The following is a 921-nucleotide window of genomic DNA, read 5'->3' as shown; positions in this document are numbered from 1 at the left end:
GCCCCAGCCCCAGCGCCCGACGCCTGGCGCCCCGCGCGACGCCCACCGCGCGACGGCAAGCCATCGCCTGCTCAGCCTCGCAACGCCAGCTCCACCCCGAACCCGACCAGCACCGTCCCGGTCACCGCGTCAAGCGCCCGCTTCACCCGCCGCTTCGCGAACCATGCCCGAGCCTGATGCGCACACAAGATCAGCACGGTGAACCACACCAGCGCCTCCGCGTCGTGCACCCCCGCAAGCCCAAGCCCCATAGCCAGATGCGAGACGTGCGCCGGCATGAACTGCGGAAAGATCGCGATGTAGAACGCCCCCACCTTCGGATTCAAAAGGTTGGTCCAGGCCCCCCGCAAAAACGCCCGCACCACCCCGGCATCCACCACCGTCTCAGCCGCCCCGCGCACTTCCCCGCGCCGAGCAGCCCGCAACATCCCGATCCCCATCCACAGCAAGTACACGGCACCCACCACCCGCAGCCCGGTATACGCGGCATGCGAAGCCGTCAGCAACACCGACACCCCCGTCGCCGCAGCCGCACCCCACACCAACGCCCCGGCATTGATCCCGAAAGCGGCGGCGAACGCCTGCCGCCGCCCCGACGTGAGCGCGGACCGCAGCACCACCGCGGTGTCGAGCCCCGGAATGATCGTGATGAGCCCCGCGACAAGGGCGAAGGACAGCAGCGTATGAAGGACCGAATCGCTCATGCGACTCACTATGGCAGCCGCGCCTTGCCGCCGTTTCCCGCCACTCGGCCCGCCACTCAGCCCGCTGCGTAGCCCCGCCGCGCCGCAGATCGGCCGGCAAGCTGGGCCCCGCGCTCAGCCTCGCCACCGCCAGTTCCTGCCAGCCAGTTTCGCGATCGCTCCCGCCAACCAGCCCCGCCAGCGCTGTCCTGCTGCCCTGCCCTGCGCCTCCCTGCCG

Annotated in this window: 1 protein-coding gene; it reads right to left on the bottom strand. The window is 70.8% G+C overall.

The window, feature by feature from the left end; genetic code table 11:
- Positions 1 to 71: 71 nt before the first annotated feature.
- Positions 72 to 704, bottom strand: a complete 633-nt coding sequence (locus tag IZR01_RS49335; RefSeq protein ID WP_194927906.1) for a LysE family translocator — start codon at positions 702 to 704, stop codon at positions 72 to 74.
- Between the last annotated feature and the right edge of the window lie 217 nt (positions 705 to 921).

This window comes from Catenulispora pinisilvae, assembly GCF_015356865.1.
Lineage (GTDB): Bacteria > Actinomycetota > Actinomycetes > Streptomycetales > Catenulisporaceae > Catenulispora > Catenulispora pinisilvae.
The sequence above is the reverse complement of the archived record's forward strand: the minus strand, read 5'-3'. Positions and strand labels throughout refer to the sequence as shown.